The following is a 16,038-nucleotide window of genomic DNA, read 5'->3' as shown; positions in this document are numbered from 1 at the left end:
CGCGGGTCAGCCGGCTGGCCGGCCGGCACCCGCTCTACCCCGACCTGACGGAGGTCCCCCGATGAGTCCCGGTCCCTCCCACGCCCCACGCACCCCCGGCGCGGACCTGCCGGACCACCCCGACTTCCTGTGGCGTGACCCGGAGCCGAAGCGGTCCTACGACGTGGTGATCGTGGGCGGGGGCGGGCACGGCCTGGCCACCGCGCACTACCTGGCGAAGAACCACGGGATCACGAACGTCGCCGTCCTGGAGAAGGGCTGGCTGGCGGGCGGCAACATGGCCCGCAACACGACGATCATCCGCTCCAACTACCTGTGGGACGAGAGCTCGGCGATCTACGAGCAGTCGCTCAAGCTGTGGGAGGGGCTCGAGGAGGACCTCGGCTACCCGATCCTGTTCAGCCAGCGCGGCGTGCTCAACCTCGCCCACACCCTGCAGGACGTCCGCGACAGCGTGCGGCGGGTCGAGGCCAACAAGCTCAACGGTGTCGACGCGGAGTGGCTGGAGCCCGACGAGGTCCGCAAGGTCTGCCCGATCGTCAACACCTCCACCGACATCCGCTATCCCGTCCTGGGGGCCACCTACCAGCCCCGGGCCGGCATCGCCAAGCACGACTACGTCGCCTGGGGCTTCGCCCGCCGAGCCCACGAGGCCGGCATCGACCTCATCCAGGACTGCGAGGTCACCGGGTTCGCCACCGACGGCAACCGGGTCACCGGTGTGCAGACCGCGCGCGGCACCATCGCCGCCGGCACTGTCGCCCTCTGCGCCGCCGGCCACACCTCGGTGCTCACCGACATGCTCGGCATCAGGGTGCCGGTGCAGAGCCACCCGCTGCAGGCGCTGGTCTCCGAACTGCTCGAGCCCGTGCACCCCACGGTGGTCATGTCCAACGCCGTGCACGTGTACGTCTCCCAGGCGCACAAGGGCGAGCTGGTCATGGGCGCCGGCGTGGACTCCTACAACGGCTACGGGCAGCGCGGCGCCTTCCACGTCATCGAACGTCAGATGGCCGCCGCGGTCGAGCTCTTCCCGGTGTTCGCCCGCGCCCACCTGCTGCGCACCTGGGCCGGGATCGTCGACACCAGCCCCGACGCCTCGCCGATCGTGGGCCGGACCCCCTACGACAACGTCTACCTGAACTGCGGCTGGGGCACCGGCGGGTTCAAGGCCACCCCCGGCGTCGGCTGGGCCCTGGCGCACACCATCGCCCACGGCGAGCCCCACGCGAACGTGGCGCCGTTCACCCTCGACCGCTTCGTCACCGGCGCGCTGGTCGACGAGCACGGCGCCGCCGCCGTGGCCCACTGACCAGGGAGACCCCGTGCAGCTCATCGAATGCCCGTGGTGCGGCCCCCGCGAGGAGGTCGAGTTCCACTACGGCGGCCAGGCCCACGTCCCGTACCCGGACCACCCCGCCGAGGTCTCCGACGAGGAGTGGGCGCACTACGTGTTCTTCCGCGACAACACCAAGGGCCGCTTCGCCGAGCGCTGGTGCCACAGCGCCGGCTGCCGTCGCTGGTTCAACGCGGTCCGCGACACCGCCACCTACCGCTTCGAGAGCGTCCACCGCCTCGACGCCCCCCAGCCGCACGCGACCGAGCTCGCGAGGTCACGCAGGAGCGCAGCCCCATGACCAGCCCCTTCCGCACCGCCGAGGGCGGCCGCATCGACCGCGCCACGACCCTCGAGTTCACCTTCGACGGGCAGACCCACACCGGCCATCCCGGTGACACGCTCGCCTCGGCCCTGCTCGCCGCCGGCCGGCACCAGGTCGCCACGAGCGTCAAGCTCGGCCGCCCCCGCGGCATCGCCGCGGCCTGGGCCGAGGACCCGGGTGGCCTGGTGCAGATCGAGGAGCCCTTCCCCGAGCCCATGCTGCTGGCCACCACGGTGGAACTCCACGACGGGCTGGTCGCCCACGGTCTGCCGGGGCAGGGCCGCCTCGCCGAGATCTCCGACTCCGCCCGGTACGACGCCGTCCACCACCACGTCGACGTGCTCGTGGTGGGTGCCGGGCCGGCGGGCCTGGCCGCCGCGCTCACCGCCGCCCGCTCCGGTGCCCGCGTCGCCCTCGTCGACGACCAGTCCGAGGCGGGCGGCTCGCTGCTGGGCGGCATCGACCGCCTCGACGGCGCCCCGGCGCTGGAGTGGGTCGCCGCGGCGGTCGCCGAGCTCGCCGGCCACCCCGAGGTCCTGCACCTGCAGCGCACCACCGCCTTCGGCAGCTACGACGACGGCTTCGTCCTTGCCCTGGAGCGGCGCACCGACCACCTCGGGACGGCGGCGCCGAAGCACGTCTCGCGCCAGCGGGTGTGGCGCCTCCGGGCCCGCTCCGTCGTCGTCGCGACCGGAGCCCACGAGCGGCCGGTGGTCTTCAGCGACAACGACCGCCCGGGCACCATGCTCGCCGGCGCCGCGCGCACGTTCCTGCACCGCTACGGCGTGCTGCCCGGCCGCCAGGCCGTCGTGTTCACCACGAACGACAGCGCCTACGACGCCGCCCTGGACCTGCACCGCGCGGGCGTGCAGGTCCAGGCAGTGGTCGACGCCCGGCCGGCAGGCTCGCCGCGCCGGGAGGAGTGCGAGCGCGCCGGGATCCGGGTCCTGTCCGGGGCCGTCGTGACGGGGACGCAGGGCGTCGAGCGGATCACGCACGCCCGCGTCGCCGCGTTCGCCGACGGAGAGGTCGGCACCGGCAGCGCGATCGCCTGCGACGTGCTGCTGGTCAGCGGTGGCTGTAACCCGGCGGTGCACCTGTTCAGCCAGGCCCGCGGCCGGCTCCGCTACGACGAGGCCCTCGGGGCGTTCCTCCCCGCGGAGGAGCTCGACGGCCTGTCGGTCACCGGTGCGGCGGCCGGGGTGTTCGACCTGGCGGGGTGCCTGACCGACGGGCAGCGCGTGGCCCGCGCCGCCCTGACCGCGCTGGCGGTCCCGCCGCCGGGGGAGGACCGGCTGCCCACGGCGCCGGAGCCGGTCGCCCCAGCGGCGCCCCTGGTGCTGTGGCGGGTGCCGGACACCTCCGGCGCCGGCGGGCACACCTCCTTCGTCGACCTGCAGCGCGACGCGACGGTCGCCGACATCGAACGGGCGGTCGGCGCCGGCCTGCGCTCCATCGAGCACATCAAGCGCTACACGACGATCGGGACCGCGCACGACCAGGGCAAGACCTCCGGCGTCCTCACCTCGGGGATCACCGCCGAACTGCTCGGGATCCCGGTGCAGGCCACCGGGACCACCACGTTCCGCCCGCCCTACACCCCGGTGGCCTTCGCTGCCCTCGCCGGCCGCGACCGCGGTCGGCTCTTCGACCCCGAGCGGGTCACGTCGCTGCACGACTGGCACGTGGCGGCCGGCGCGGTCTTCGAGGACGTCGGTCAGTGGAAGCGTCCCCGCCACTACCCGCGGCCCGGTGAGGACATGGAGGCTGCGGTCCTCCGCGAGTGCGCCGCCGCCCGCACCGGCGTCGGGCTCCTCGACGGCTCGACGCTGGGCAAGATCGACGTCCAGGGTCCCGACGCCGCCGTCCTGCTCGACCGGCTGTACACGAACATGATGAGCAGCCTGAAGGTCGGCTCCGTCCGCTACGGCGTCATGTGCGGCGTCGACGGCATGGTGATCGACGACGGCACCGTGCTGCGCCTGGCCGAGGACCGCTTCCTGCTGCTCACCACCACCGGCGGTGCGGCGAAGGTCCTCGACTGGATGGAGGAGTGGGCCCAGACGGAGTGGCCGGACCTGCGGGTGCACTGCACCTCGGTCACCGAGCAGTGGAACACGTTCCCGGTCGTCGGCCCCCGCTCCCGCGACGTCATCGGCGCCGTCTTCCCCCAGGTGGACGTCGCCAACGAGGCGTTCCCGTTCATGACCTGGCGGGACACCACCTTCGACGGGGTGCCGGTCCGGCTGGCCCGGATCAGCTTCTCCGGCGAGCTCGCCTTCGAGGTCTACGTCAATGCCTGGTACGGGGTCGCGGTGTGGGAGCGGCTGCTCGAGGCCGGCCGCCCGTACGGGATCACGCCGTACGGCACCGAGACCATGCACGTCCTGCGCGCGGAGAAGGGCTACCCGATCATCGGGCAGGACACCGACGGCACCGTCACCCCGCACGACCTGGGCATGGCGTGGGCGGTGTCGAAGAAGAAGCCCGACTTCGTCGGCAAGCGCTCCTTCGCCCGCCAGGCCAACCAGGACCCGCTGCGCAAGCAGCTGGTCGGGCTCCTGCCCGTCGACCGGCGGACGGTGCTGCCGGAGGGCTCGCAGATCGTGGAGCTCCACGCCGACGGCCAGCTGCCACCACCGCCGGTGCCCATGCTCGGCCACGTCACCTCCAGTTACCGCAGCGCCGAGCTGGCGCGTCCCTTCGCCCTCGCCCTGGTCAAGGGGGGCCGGTCGCGCATCGGTGACACCGTCCACGTCCCCGTCGACGGCACCCTCGTCCCGGTCGAGGTCACCGGCTCGGTGCTGGTCGACCCCGAAGGAGCCCGTCGCGATGGCTGAGCTGCTGCGAACCCACCCGCTCAAGGCGTGGAGCACCGCCCTGGAGCGGCTGCCCGACACCGTCGGCATCACCGTCGAACCGTTCGTGGCGATGGCCGTCGTCCGGCTCGGTGCGGTCGGTGCGGCGTCGGAGGCACTGGGCGCCGGCCTGCCGACGACGCCCAACACCTGGGTGCCGGCCGGATCGGGCCGGGCGGTCTGGCTCGGTCCGGACGAGTGGCTGCTGAGCAGCACCACGGACACCCCGGAGGAGCTCGAAGCGCGGATCCGTGCCGCGGTCGTCCCGCTGGGCGGGTCGGTGACCGACGTCTCCGCCCAGCGGATCGGCCTGCGGCTGACCGGCGAGCGGGTGCGCGACGTGCTCGCCAAGGGCTGCTCGATCGACCTGCACCCGCGGGTCTTCGGCCGGGGGAGCAGCGCGCAGACGCTGTTGGGTCAGGCCGGCGTCGTGCTGATGGCCCTCTCCGACGCCGGCGACGACTTCGTGGTCCTCGTCCGCTCGTCCTTCGCCGGCTACCTCGCCGACTGGCTGCTGGACGCGGCCCTCGAGTTCACCCCCACCCACGACAGCTGAACGACCCTCGTCGTCCGTCCCCGGATCCACCGGCACGTCAGGAGCGAAAGCCATGTCCAGCACCCCACGTGTGGTCATCATCGGAGCGGGGATCGTCGGCGCCAACCTGGCCGACGAGCTGACCGCCCGTGGTTGGGACCGCGTCACCGTGGTCGATCAGGGACCCCTCCCGCTCACCGGGGGCTCCACCTCGCACGCGCCCGGGCTGGTCTTCCAGACCAACGCGTCCAAGACGATGACGGCGCTGGCCAGCTACACCGTGGAGAAGTTCTCGAGCATCGACGTCGACGGCGCCTGGTGCTTCAACCAGGTCGGCGGGCTCGAGATCGCGACCACGCCGGAGCGGCTGGCTGACCTGCACCGCAAGCAGGGCTGGGCCACCTCCTGGGGTGTCGAGGCGCAGGTGGTCGACGTGGACGAGTGCGTGCGACTGCACCCGCTGGTCGACCGCGACCGGATCCTCGGCGGCCTGCACATCCCCAGCGACGGCCTGGCGAAGGCCTCGCGGGCGGTCGTCGCGCTGGCCCGTCGCGCGGAGGCCCGGGGAGCCCGCTTCCAGGGCTCGACCCGCGTGACCGGTGTCGAGCAGACCGGCGGCCGGGTGACCGGCGTCCGGACCCCGGACGGCGTCATCCCCGCCGACATCGTGGTGTCCTGCGCCGGCTTCTGGGGAGTGGAGCTCGGCGCCATGGTCGGGATGGACGTGCCGCTGCTGCCGCTCGCCCACCAGTTCGCCTGGACGGGGCAGGTGCCGGAACTGGTCGGCCGCAACGACGAGTTGAGCGAGGCGAGCCTGCCGATCCTGCGCCACCAGGATCAGGACCTCTACTTCCGCGAGCGCGTCGACCGCCTCGGCATCGGCTCCTACGCCCACCGGCCGATGCCGGTCGACCTGCGCGAGCTGCCGCAGGGGGACGGCGTGCATGAGTCGTCGATGCCGTCCATGCTGCCCTTCACCGAGGAGGACTTCGCCCCGGTCTGGGAGGAGAGCCAGCTCCTCCTGCCCTCCCTCCGCTCGTCGAAGATCGACTCCGGCTTCAACGGGGTCTTCTCCTTCACCCCGGACGGCGGCCCGCTGGTCGGCGAGTCCCGCGACGTCAGGGGCTTCTTCATCGCGGAGGCGGTCTGGGTCACCCACTCGGCGGGGGTGGCCAGGGCGGTGGCCCAGCTGCTCGTCGACGGGCGGTCGGAGGTCGACCTGCACGGGTGCGACGTCCACCGGTTCGAGGAGGTCCAGCTCGGGCCGGAGTACGTGCGCGAGACCTCGCAGCAGAACTTCGTGGAGGTCTACGACGTGCTGCACCCGCTGCAGCCACGGCTGTCCCCGCGCGACCTGCGGGTCAGCCCCTTCCACGCCCGGCAGCGCGAGCTCGGCGCCGTCTTCCTCGAGGGGGCCGGCTGGGAGCGTCCGCACTGGTACGAGGCCAATGCGGCGCTGCTGGCGGAGCTGCCTCCGGAGTGGACCCCGCCGGCGCGTGACCCGTGGAGCGCGCAGTTCCACTCGCCCATCGCGGCCGCCGAGGCGTGGCGCACGCGCACGGCCGTGGCGATGTACGACATGACGCCGCTCAAGCGGCTCGAGGTCAGCGGTCCCGGCGCCCTCGGCCTCCTGCAGCGGCTGACGACGGGCGAGATGGACAAGTCGGTCGGGGCGGTCACCTACACCCTCGTCCTGGACGAGGCCGGCGGCGTCCGCAGCGACCTCACCGTTGCCCGGCTGGGTGAGCAGCTGTTCCAGATCGGGGCCAACGGACCCCTCGACCACGACCACCTGCAACGCCAGGCGCCCGAGGACGGCACCGTCCAGATCCGGGACATCACCGGGGGCACGTGCTGCATCGGCCTGTGGGGCCCGCGGGCCCGCGACCTGATCCAGCGGGTCAGCTCCGACGACTTCACCAACGACGGGCTGAAGTACTTCCGCGCCAAGCCGGCCCGGATCGGGGGAGTGCCGGTCACGGCGATGCGGCTGTCCTACGTCGGCGAGCTCGGCTGGGAGATCTACACCAGCGCCGACAACGGTCAGCGGTTGTGGGACGTGCTGTGGCGGGCCGGCCAGGACCTCGGCGTGGTCGCCGCCGGCCGGGCCGCCTTCAACAGCCTCCGGCTGGAGAAGGGCTACCGCGCCTGGGGCCACGACATGACCACGGAGCACGACCCGTACGAGGCCGGTCTCGGCTTCGCCGTCCGCACGCAGAAGAAGACCGACTTCGTGGGCCGCCAGGCCGTCGAGGGGCTCAGCGAGGACACGGTGAGCCGCCGGCTGTCCTGCCTGACCATCGACGACGGACGCAGCGTCGTCCTCGGCCACGAGCCGGTGTTCGTGGACGGGCGTCCGGCCGGCTACGTGACCAGCGCGGCCTTCGGGCACACCGTCGGCCGGCCGATCGCCTACGCCTGGCTCCCGACCTCGGCGACCGTCCGCACGGCCGTCGAGATCGAGTACTTCGGCACTCGCATCCGGGCGACGGTCGCCGCCGAACCGCTGGTGGACCCGGAGATGACCCGGATCCGCGGCTGAGACCGGACCCCTTCCTCGGCATGCCACCGGACGGCGTGCCGAGGACAGACAGATCGGACGACGTCATGACCCTGGCGCACGCTGTGCCCGGTCTGCCGGCGGGCGGTGCCGGCTCGCCGCACTCCCTCGGCGGGGCTCTCGCGGCGAGGCGGCCGTTGGTCTGCGGCATCCTCAACGTCACTCCCGACTCCTTCTCCGACGTGGGGCGGTGTCCCACCGTCGCCGCAGCCGTGGAGCACGGGTGCACGCTCGCCGACGACGGGGCGGACCTCATCGACGTCGGCGGGGAGTCCACCCGGCCCGGGTCCCGCCCGCCGACCCTCGCCGAGGAACTGGATCGCGTCGTCCCGGTGGTCGAGGAACTGGTGCGGCGGCTCGCGGTGCCGCTGTCCGTGGACACCTCGCGGCCCGAGGTGATGCGGGAGGCCGTCGCCGCCGGCGCGAGCATGATCAACGACGTACGGGCACTCCGGTCACCGGGTGCACTGGGGGCCGCCGCGGAGTCGGGGGTGCCGGTGTGCCTGATGCACATGCAGGGCTCGCCGGACACCATGCAGCGCGAGCCCCGCTACGAGGGCGTCGTGCCCGAGGTGTGCGCCTTCCTCGCCGAGCGACTGCGGACCTGCGTGGAGGCCGGCATCCGGCCGGAGCACCTGGTGGTCGATCCGGGCTTCGGGTTCGGGAAGGACCTGTCGCACAACCTCGCGCTGCTGGCGTCCCTCGGCAGGCTCAGCAGCCTCGGTGTGCCGATCATGGTCGGGCTGTCCCGCAAGTCCATGCTCGGGCAGCTCACCGGTCGGGCCGTGGGGGAGCGGCTGCCCGCCTCCCTGGCCGCGGCCGTCATCGCCGCCCAGCGGGGTGCTGCGGTGCTGCGCGTGCACGACGTGGCGGCCACGCGGGACGTCCTCGCCGTCCTGGCGGCCGTCGAGACGGTCTGACGGGGCCCGGCGGCTGTCAGATCACCGCACGGATGGCCCGCTCGAAGCCCAGCACGTGCTCACGGGCCAGGTCACTGGCCCGGTCGGGCTCACCGGCCGCGATCGCCCGGAGCAGGTCCACGTGTTCCCCGACGTGCTCGTCGACCTTCGGCAGGCGGTCCAGGAACAGGCAGAAGATGCGCGTCGCCAGGTTGTCGTAGCGGATGAGCACGTCCTCGAGGTGCGGGTTGCCGGCGGCCCGGTAGATGGTCCGGTGCACGGCCAGGTCCCAGCGCATCAGCTCCGTCCGGTCGAGCTGGCCCACGTCGAGGTGCTCGATGCGCAGGGCCAGCTCCTCGAGTTCGGCCGGCCCGGTTCGGGAGGCCCGGTCCGCGGCGCGGCGGGCCGCCAGCGGCTCCAGCTGGGCGCGGATGTCGGAGATGTGGGCGAGATCGGAGATGTCCATGCCGGTCGCGAACGTGCCGCGTCGTGGGTACGACACGACCAGACGGTCGACCTCCAGTCGCTTCAGCGCCTCGCGGACCGGGGTCCGGCCCACGCCGAGGTCCTGTGCGAGTGCGTCGTCGTCGATGGGATCGCCCGGGCTGATGGCCAGCATGATCAGCCGGTCCCGGATCGCCACGTACGCCTTGTCCGCCAAGGAGGTGACGGCGGACGGGTCCAGGTCCAGCGGTACGGCGGTCACGCCCTGATCGTAGGGGGTGACGATCGTCGAGGCTTGCCTCCATGTGGTGAAAGACATACGCTGATCCTACAACTGGTATATCACCAGTGACCGCGATCGCTCCGGCCGCCGGTGCTGCGAGGAGCCTGCATGACCATCAGCGCCTTCGACCTGTTCAAGGTGGGGATCGGCCCGTCCAGCTCGCACACCGTCGGGCCCATGCGTGCGGCCTGCTCCTTCGCGTCCCGGCTGCACGACGAGGCACTGCTCCCTCGTGTCGCCGGGGTGCGCTGCGAGCTCTTCGGGTCCCTCGGTGCGACCGGACACGGACACGGCAGCGTCAAGGCGGTCGTCCTGGGCCTCGAGGGCGAACGACCCGACCTGGTCGACCCGGTGGCCGCCCAACCCCGGGTCGACGCCGTTCGTACCGAGGGCAAGCTCCGGCTGGCGGGCGAGCACCTCATCTCCTTCTCCATCGACGACGACGTCGTGCTCCACCGGCGCAAGCGCCTCGACTTCCACAGCAACGGCATGCTCTTCCGGGCGCTGGACGCGCACGGCGACGAGATCAGCCGACGGGAGTACTACTCGGTGGGCGGCGGGTTCGTCCTCGACGAGGACGACGCGGGCAACCCGGCCATCGTCGAGGACCCGACACCGGTGCGGTACCCGTTCCACAGCGGTGAGGAGCTGCTGGCCCGGACGCGGGAGACGGGCCTGCGGATCAGCGACGTGATGCTGGCCAACGAGCTGGCCTGGCGCACCGAGGCGGAGGTCCGCGCCGGACTGCTGCACATCTGGTCGGTGATGCAGGAGTGCGTGGACCGCGGCACCCAGGCCTCCGGCGTCCTGCCCGGGGGGCTCAAGGTGCGCCGGCGCGCCGCCGCACTCCGCACCCAGCTGGAGGAGCACCCGGACGAGTCCGACCCGCTCCGGGCGATGGAGTGGGTGACGCTCTACGCCCTCTCGGTGAACGAGGAGAACGCGGCGGGCGGACAGGTGGTCACCGCTCCCACGAACGGCGCCGCCGGCATCGTGCCCGCCGTCCTGCACTACTACCGCGACTTCGTCGACTCCTACTCCGAGGACGGGGTGGTGCGCTTCCTGCTCACCGCCGCGGCGATCGGGCTGCTGTTCAAGGAGAACGCGTCCATCTCGGGTGCCGAGGTGGGCTGCCAGGGGGAGGTCGGCTCCGCCTGTTCCATGGCCGCCGCAGGCCTCGCCGAGATCATCGGGGGGACCCCGGAGCAGGTGGAGAACGCCGCCGAGATCGGCATCGAGCACAACCTCGGCCTCACCTGCGACCCCGTCGGGGGGCTCGTGCAGATCCCGTGCATCGAGCGCAACGCCGTCGGCTCGATCAAGGCCATCACCGCGGCCCGCATGGCCGTCCGGGGCGACGGCCGGCACCACGTCTCCCTGGACAAGGCGATCAAGACCATGCGCGAGACCGGCGCGGACATGAAGGACAAGTACAAGGAGACCGCCCGTGGCGGGCTGGCGCTCAACATCGTCGAGTGCTGAGGAGGCACCCGTGTCCCACCCCTTCACCCTCACGCTCAGTTGCGCCGAGCGCCCGGGCATCGTGCACGCCGTCAGCTCGTTCCTGTTCGAGCAGGGCTGCGACATCGTCGAGCACCAGCAGTTCGACGACCCGCTCCGCGGGCAGTTGTTCCTGCGCACGGCGTTCGTCTGCGCCGAGGACAGCGACGTCGACCGCTTGTCCCTGGCATTCGGCGCGGTGGCCGACCAGTTCGGCATGTCGTACCGGGTCGCCGGCGATCAGCCGGAGCGGATCCTCGTGATGGTCTCCAAGCTCGGGCACTGCCTGAACGACCTGATCTTCCGGTGGCGGGCGGGCAACCTCGGCGGAGAGCTGGTCGCGGTGGTCTCCAACCACGAGGACCTGCGGCCCATGGCGGAGGCCGCCGGCCTGTCCTTCGAGCACGTGCCCGTGACCCCGACCACGAAGCGCCAAGCCGAGGCCCGGCTGCTCGAACTGGTCGACGCCTACCGCGTCGACCTGGTGGTGCTCGCCCGGTACATGCAGGTCCTCTCCGACGAGACGTGCGCGTCGCTCTACGGACGGGCGATCAACATCCACCACTCGTTCCTGCCTGGTTTCAAGGGCGCCAAGCCCTACCACCAGGCGTTCGACCGCGGCGTCAAGCTGGTGGGGGCGACCGCCCACTACGTGACCCCCGAGCTGGACGAGGGCCCGATCATCGAGCAGGAGGTCATCCGGATCGACCACACCCACGACCCCCGCGCCCTGGCCACCGTGGGCCAGGACGCCGAGGCGCTCGCGCTCTCCCGAGCCGTGCGCTGGCACAGCGAGCGGCGGGTGCTGCTCAACGGTCACAGCACGGTGGTCTTCCGCTGAACCCGGCGGCGGAGGCCCAGGCGCGTGACTGATCCTGGGGCTGTGCCGTCCGCTGCCGCTCCCGTCCACCACCCCGTCTTCGCCCGTGTCTTCGGTCGGCTCGCCGCGGCGGGGGAGCGGTTCGGGCTGGCCGAGGTACGGGGGAGACTGCTCGCCGACACTGCCGGCCGGGTGCTCGAGGTGGGGGCGGGATCGGGCAGCAACTTCGCGCACTACCCGCACGCGGTCGGTCAGGTGGTCGCCGTCGAGCCGGAGCCGCATCTGCGCCGACTCGCCGAGCAGGCCGCCGGACGAGCACCCGTGCCGGTGAGCGTGGTGGACGGCGTCGCGGAGGCGTTGCCCGCCGGCGACCGCGAGTTCGACACGGCCGTCGTCACGCTGGTGCTGTGCAGCGTGGCCGACCAGCCGCGCGCGCTGGCCGAGTTGCACCGGGTGCTCCGCCCCGGCGGGCGGCTGGTCTTATGGGAGCACGTCCGGGCCGAGCGGCCGCCGCTGACGATCGTGCAGGACGCCCTCGACCGCACCGTCTGGCCGCTGGTGAGCGGTGGATGCCACGTCGGACGGGACACCGCCGCGGCGATCACCGCCGCCGGCTTCACCGTGGAGCGCCTGGAGCGTCGTCGCATGCTGGACACGCGAATCCCGTTGCCCATGGCGCCGCACATCATCGGCACCGCGCGGCGGAGGTAGCCCCGGCAGTTCCGATTCCGTTGCTGGTACCAGGACGGCATCGTCCAGGGCGGTTCCGACGTGACGTGACGAGGGACTGAGCCAGCCCGCCCGCACACAGCTACGACGTCATGGCGGACCGCCCGGACGAGCGTCGTGCGCATCAACGGGCCAGGAAGTGCACGCCGAGCCAGAGCCAGGTGAGCGGGACGACTGCGCGGCCGGGCGTCGTCCGCATGGCGGCGCTCAGAGCTCGGCCCGCGGTGGCCGGACCGCGTCCGAGGGGGGCGCAGACCTCGATCGCCACACCGACGACGAACAACACCAGGAAGCCGGCAGCGCTCAGGAGGACGCCGTTGGTCATCGCTGTGGCCGGCGGCGCGGACGATCGAGCAGCCAGGCCCCGACGGCCAGCCAGCACACGGTGGCGGCGCCGCGCAGCAGCGGTTCGGCGAGGAACGGATCCGCTAGATCGCTCGCCGTCGGCAGCTGGTCGTCGGCGAGGGTCAGGGGTTCCCAGGACACGGCGGCGGTCATGAGGGCGAGCCACGGCAGCCCTCGGCGCCCCACCGGTGGAGCGGTCTGGCTCGACTGCCGGACCAGCGCCACGACGCGGACGGCGGTCCCGGCGGCACCGATCACGACGAGCGCCCCCCATCGACAGTTCGCCCCAGACCAGCACAGCAGCGACGCAGGACAGCGGCGTGGCCGCGAAGGTGAGCCGGCGCGCGAACGGGGAAGACCTCACGCGTGCACGTTCGCCCAGCAGGCCGCCGGGGCGCGCTCCTGTTCGCCGCCTCCGTCGCCGTGCTCCTCGCCGCCTGGAACAACGTCGTCATCACCCGGACGCCGGGCTACCCGCAGTCCTACGTCCCGGTCAACCTGGCGGCGACGGGCCTGCTCCTCGTGGGGGCTCGGTCCGTCGGCTTCACCTGGAAGGAGCTGGGACTCGATCCGAGGAGGGCCCGGGCCGGACTGCGATGGGGCGGAGCGTGCTCCGCCGTGGTCGCCGCCGGCTACGCGGCCGGCCTAGCGGTCTCGGCGGTCCGCCCCCTCCTGGCGGACGCACGGCTCGCCGGAGCCAGCTCCGCCGAGGTCGCCTACCAGGCGCTGGTCCGGATCCCGCTCGGCACCGTCCTGTGGGAGGAGGCGGCCTTCCGTGGCGTCCTGCTGGCGGCGCTGATGCGTGTTGTGGGGCCGCGTACGGCCGTCGCGGTCTCGGCGGTCCTCTTCGGGATCTGGCACATCCGTCCCACGCTGAGCGCGGCCACGGCCAACACCCTGACCGACGGGCCTGCGGGACTCGTCGTCGCCGTCCTGCTGGGATGTGCGTTCACGGCGGCGGCGGGGGTCCTCTTCGCCTGGCTGCGCCTCCGGAGCGGCAGCCTGCTGGCCCCGGCCCTCCTCCACCTGGCGACGAACAGTCTGGGTGCGCTGGCCGCAACCGCTGCCCACCGTCTCGGATGAGCCTCAGCGGGGGCGTCCGCTGCGGCTCATCCGAGAGCCGACGTACCGGAGCCGGGAACGACAGACCCCCATGGCCCTGGGCTGACAGGGTTCGAATCTGGTGTCCGAGGGGCGACTCACCACCTACGCACACGGCTACGGCCGTGATCCGCCCCGACCGATCCACCGCACCGTCCGCACGACTGGATGCGCAGACCCGGGAGCGAGTCCTCAGCAGATGGGATCTATCAGGCCGTGCTGGATGGCGAAGCGTGTCGCCGAGGCACGGTTGGTGACGGTGGTCATGAGAGGTCGCCCGCCCGCCACAGCCGTCCGGAGGCGCACGTGCCGGAAGCCATGGTGGGGAGGTGGTGTCCGCCGGCACCTGTGGGGCCCGTGCGCTGCTCCTAGCGTCGTGCACGGGAAGACAGGACTTCGTCGCCGCATCCGCCGAGGGCCACGCCGGGGGAGGACGTCGAGGCACACGTCGCCTTCTTCGCCGACGATGCCGTTCGGGTGACCAGTCGCAGGGTCTGCCATCGAGGCACGCCCTGGAGGCTCACCTGCGCACGGTCGTCCCCTGGCGGGCTCGGTACCGCCACCGTCCGCTACGGCGGCCGGCTTGCGCATCGCCGCCGGGGAGAACACCGTCCGCACCTGAGAGCTCCCGGGAGAGGCAGGGAACATGACCACCTGGCCGTCCTTCGTCGTCACCGGCGCCGCCCGAGGAGTGGGCCGGGCCAACGCCGAACACCTCGCCGAAGACGGTCACGTCGTGGTCATCGACGTCACCGACCGCCTCGACTGGCGACACGAGCGGGTCGAGCTCGTCACCGGGGACGCCCGCGACCCCCAGGTCACCGCCGAGGCGGCCCGCCGAGCCGAGGCCGCCGGCCCGTTGACCGGATGGGTCAACAACGCCGCCGTCTTCCGCGACGCCACCCTCACCTCGTCCTCGGCGCTGCAGGTGACCGAGCTCATCACCGCGAACCTGGCACTGGCCGTCACCGGCTGCTCCGCCGCGGTCCGTCACTTCCTCGCCCACGGGCGAGCCGGAGCCATCGTCAACGTCTCCTCCCACCAGGCCCAACGCCCCGTCCGGGGCGCCTTGCCGTACGCGGCGGCGAAGGCGGCCATCGAAGGACTGACCCGCGCCGTCGCTGTGGACCACGGCCCCGACGGCATCCGCGCCAACGCCGTCGCCCTCGGCTCGATCACCACCGAGCGCTACGAGGAGTACCGGGCCCAGCACCCGGACGCCGACGACCAGATGGCGCTCCTGCACCCTCTCGGACGCGTGGGCACTTCCCGTGAGGTCGCCGCCTCGGTCGCCTTCCTGCTCTCCCCGGCAGCGGGCTTCATCAGCGGTGCCGTCCTTCCCGTCGACGGCGGCCGTGCGGCCAACGGCGCCGACCCCGAAGCCAGAGAGGTTCGACCTTCCTCGGTCCCCGGCGTGTCGACCGGGACCTCGCCCGTCGCGGGAACGGTGGGGTGACGACGCACCAGGCGATGCTGGCCTCCGGGACGACGTCCGGTCCGTCCCGGGCCAGTCCTGCCCAGTCACGGCGCATCCGGGCATCCCCGTCGTCTCATGGACCCCGACGCCCCGACGCCGAAGCCCGCCCTGGGAGCGCAGCAGTCGGGCACCACGCCTCCGTACGCCTCCAGCCGCCCATGGGGCAGCCATGCCGGAAGTCATGGCCAGGAGTGCTGACCACACGCACCTGTGTCAGCGCTCGGCGCCTCCTAGCGTCGGCGACGGAAGTGGGCGAGCGCCGCCGAAGCCGCCGGCCACCACTCGCTCCAGTCGAGACAGACCCCCCGAGGTGTTGGAGGACAGCACGATGAAGACTCGAACCGACCGCACGGCCTGCACCGTCCCCGGGTGCGCGGCAGGTGCTGACGGTGGGCGACGCGGCGCAGCACCCCGCAGTGCCGGAGCCCCGTCGGGCCGGGCGGCTGGGAGGACGGGCCGGGCCCCCGCACTGGGGCGCCGCGTGGAGGTCACCGACCCGATCGCCGCCGCCCGGCGGTACGACTACGCCGACGCCTTCGAGCTGCGGCTCGAGGGGCCGGATCGGTGCTCGCCCGAGGAATGGGTACGCGCGGGAGTGGACGCCACACCGACCTGGATCAAGCGGATCGCCGGCAACGCCGACGGCCTCGGCTCGGTCCGCATCGTCGAGTCCGATGCCGCTGTGGTCGTGCTGGAGGACGGGACTTGACCCCTGATCGTGGACACGCTGAATCCGGGCCCGGCCTGGAGGAAGCGAGAAGATCAGACGGTGGCGAGGAAGACGTACTCCGAGGAGTTCCGCCGGGATGCAGTGGAGCTGTACCGG

General features: G+C 72.6%; 15 protein-coding genes. 12 read left to right on the top strand and 3 right to left on the bottom strand.

The genetic code is table 11. The features are described from left to right. The first annotated feature begins 61 nt into the window (after positions 1-61). The 6 genes from G5C62_RS19700 to folP all read left to right on the top strand — a co-directional run bounded on the left by G5C62_RS19700 (position 62) and on the right by folP (position 8,534). Entirely contained in the window at positions 62-1,312 is a 1,251-nt protein-coding gene (locus tag G5C62_RS19700) for a sarcosine oxidase subunit beta family protein (protein ID WP_164702351.1), read from the top strand. Positions 1,313-1,325: 13 nt separating this feature from the next. Continuing rightward, positions 1,326-1,637 carry a sarcosine oxidase subunit delta gene (locus G5C62_RS19695; RefSeq protein WP_164702350.1) on the top strand — a complete coding sequence of 104 codons (312 nt, stop codon included), beginning with the start codon at positions 1,326-1,328 and terminating at the stop codon, positions 1,635-1,637. After that, a complete protein-coding gene (locus G5C62_RS19690; protein WP_164702349.1) occupies positions 1,634-4,501 on the top strand; it encodes a 2Fe-2S iron-sulfur cluster-binding protein in 2,868 nt (955 codons plus the stop codon). The genes G5C62_RS19695 and G5C62_RS19690 overlap by 4 nt, the downstream gene beginning before the upstream one ends. After that, positions 4,494-5,075: a sarcosine oxidase subunit gamma gene (locus G5C62_RS19685; protein WP_164702348.1), complete on the top strand. Its 582-nt coding sequence runs from the start codon at positions 4,494-4,496 to the stop codon at positions 5,073-5,075. Before G5C62_RS19690 ends, G5C62_RS19685 begins: the two co-directional genes overlap by 8 nt. Positions 5,076-5,127: 52 nt before the next feature. After that, on the top strand, positions 5,128-7,596 hold the full coding sequence (locus tag G5C62_RS19680) for an FAD-dependent oxidoreductase (RefSeq protein WP_164702347.1): 2,469 nt from the start codon (positions 5,128-5,130) through the stop codon (positions 7,594-7,596). 65 nt (positions 7,597-7,661) lie between these two features. Continuing rightward, entirely contained in the window at positions 7,662-8,534 is an 873-nt protein-coding gene (gene folP / locus G5C62_RS19675) for a dihydropteroate synthase (protein WP_164702346.1), read from the top strand. 16 nt (positions 8,535-8,550) lie between these two features. On the opposite strand, the gene G5C62_RS19670 is transcribed toward folP, so the two are convergent. Continuing rightward, positions 8,551-9,219: a GntR family transcriptional regulator gene (locus tag G5C62_RS19670; protein ID WP_052091522.1), complete on the bottom strand. Its 669-nt coding sequence runs from the start codon at positions 9,217-9,219 to the stop codon at positions 8,551-8,553. 129 nt (positions 9,220-9,348) lie between these two features. On the opposite strand from G5C62_RS19670, the gene G5C62_RS19665 reads away from it, so the two are divergent. The 3 genes from G5C62_RS19665 to G5C62_RS19655 are packed head-to-tail and all read left to right on the top strand — an operon-like array spanning position 9,349 to position 12,271. Beyond that, complete coding sequence (locus G5C62_RS19665; RefSeq protein ID WP_164702344.1) at positions 9,349-10,722, top strand: L-serine ammonia-lyase; 1,374 nt, start codon at positions 9,349-9,351, stop codon at positions 10,720-10,722. 10 nt (positions 10,723-10,732) lie between these two features. Then, positions 10,733-11,581 carry a formyltetrahydrofolate deformylase gene (purU, locus tag G5C62_RS19660; RefSeq protein ID WP_164702343.1) on the top strand — a complete coding sequence of 283 codons (849 nt, stop codon included), beginning with the start codon at positions 10,733-10,735 and terminating at the stop codon, positions 11,579-11,581. A 42-nt stretch (positions 11,582-11,623) separates the two neighbouring features. After that, the gene (locus G5C62_RS19655; RefSeq protein WP_164702342.1) at positions 11,624-12,271 is read left to right on the top strand and encodes a methyltransferase domain-containing protein; all 648 of its coding nucleotides are present in this window, start codon (positions 11,624-11,626) and stop codon (positions 12,269-12,271) included. Positions 12,272-12,413: 142 nt separating this feature from the next. On the opposite strand, the gene G5C62_RS19650 is transcribed toward G5C62_RS19655, so the two are convergent. Continuing rightward, entirely contained in the window at positions 12,414-12,614 is a 201-nt protein-coding gene (locus G5C62_RS19650) for a DUF6186 family protein (RefSeq protein WP_164702341.1), read from the bottom strand. Then, positions 12,611-12,787, bottom strand: a complete 177-nt coding sequence (locus G5C62_RS28225; RefSeq protein WP_241176005.1) for a hypothetical protein — start codon at positions 12,785-12,787, stop codon at positions 12,611-12,613. The genes G5C62_RS19650 and G5C62_RS28225 overlap by 4 nt, the downstream gene beginning before the upstream one ends. Positions 12,788-13,000: 213 nt before the next feature. Here G5C62_RS28225 and G5C62_RS19640 point away from each other — a divergent pair, with 213 nt between their 5' ends. From G5C62_RS19640 to G5C62_RS19630, 3 genes are all read left to right on the top strand, one after another. Then, the gene (locus G5C62_RS19640) at positions 13,001-13,717 is read left to right on the top strand and encodes a CPBP family intramembrane glutamic endopeptidase (protein WP_206330740.1); all 717 of its coding nucleotides are present in this window, start codon (positions 13,001-13,003) and stop codon (positions 13,715-13,717) included. Positions 13,718-14,381: 664 nt separating this feature from the next. Continuing rightward, a complete protein-coding gene (locus tag G5C62_RS19635; RefSeq protein ID WP_164702340.1) occupies positions 14,382-15,191 on the top strand; it encodes an SDR family NAD(P)-dependent oxidoreductase in 810 nt (269 codons plus the stop codon). A 502-nt stretch (positions 15,192-15,693) separates the two neighbouring features. Further along, a complete protein-coding gene (locus G5C62_RS19630; RefSeq protein WP_164702339.1) occupies positions 15,694-15,921 on the top strand; it encodes a hypothetical protein in 228 nt (75 codons plus the stop codon). Positions 15,922-16,038: the final 117 nt, after the last annotated feature.

Source organism: Modestobacter sp. KNN46-3 (assembly GCF_011039295.1).
The sequence above is the reverse complement of the archived record's forward strand: the minus strand, read 5'-3'. Positions and strand labels throughout refer to the sequence as shown.

Bases quoted from the DNA above. Each gene is read 5' to 3' on its own strand.
- G5C62_RS19650 (WP_164702341.1), bottom strand. From the start codon at position 12,614: ATGACCAACGGCGTCCTCCTGAGCGCTGCCGGCTTCCTGGTGTTGTTC.
- G5C62_RS19685 (WP_164702348.1), top strand. From the start codon at position 4,494: ATGGCTGAGCTGCTGCGAACCCACCCGCTCAAGGCGTGGAGCACCGCC.
- G5C62_RS19700 (WP_164702351.1), top strand. From the start codon at position 62: ATGAGTCCCGGTCCCTCCCACGCCCCACGCACCCCCGGCGCGGACCTG.
- folP (WP_164702346.1), top strand. From the start codon at position 7,662: ATGACCCTGGCGCACGCTGTGCCCGGTCTGCCGGCGGGCGGTGCCGGC.
- G5C62_RS19690 (WP_164702349.1), top strand. From the start codon at position 1,634: ATGACCAGCCCCTTCCGCACCGCCGAGGGCGGCCGCATCGACCGCGCC.
- G5C62_RS19680 (WP_164702347.1), top strand. From the start codon at position 5,128: ATGTCCAGCACCCCACGTGTGGTCATCATCGGAGCGGGGATCGTCGGC.
- G5C62_RS19665 (WP_164702344.1), top strand. From the start codon at position 9,349: ATGACCATCAGCGCCTTCGACCTGTTCAAGGTGGGGATCGGCCCGTCC.
- G5C62_RS28225 (WP_241176005.1), bottom strand. From the start codon at position 12,787: ATGACCGCCGCCGTGTCCTGGGAACCCCTGACCCTCGCCGACGACCAG.
- G5C62_RS19635 (WP_164702340.1), top strand. From the start codon at position 14,382: ATGACCACCTGGCCGTCCTTCGTCGTCACCGGCGCCGCCCGAGGAGTG.